The 259-nt window shown below is 28.6% G+C and carries 1 protein-coding gene; it reads left to right on the top strand.

The features are described 5' to 3' along the window. The coding region (locus tag F1592_RS13515; protein ID WP_483883267.1) for a TroA family protein at positions 1 to 259 on the top strand (259 nt) is incomplete at both ends.

The raw sequence follows: 259 nt of genomic DNA, 5'->3' as shown, positions 1-259 counted from the left end.
ATTAATCAATCTTATTCCAATTCTAAAGAGCATTCATACAAAAGTATCGTTTCGCTTATTCCAAGTAATAAGGAAATTCTTTATGAATTAGGTCTCGGAAAAGATGTTTTAGGTGTTTCTACAGTGTACGATTACACTAAAGATGTTAAAAAGGGTAAAGAACAATTTGATACAGTGAATTTAAATAAAGTAGCCTTATTAAAATTCAAACCCTATTTAATTTTAGCTCATGAATCTCAAAAAGGATCGTCAAAGAAAG

This window comes from Staphylococcus sp. GDX7P312P, from assembly GCF_008385775.1.
GTDB classification, from domain to species: domain Bacteria; phylum Bacillota; class Bacilli; order Staphylococcales; family Staphylococcaceae; genus Staphylococcus; species Staphylococcus haemolyticus.
The sequence above is the reverse complement of the archived record's forward strand: the minus strand, read 5'-3'. Positions and strand labels throughout refer to the sequence as shown.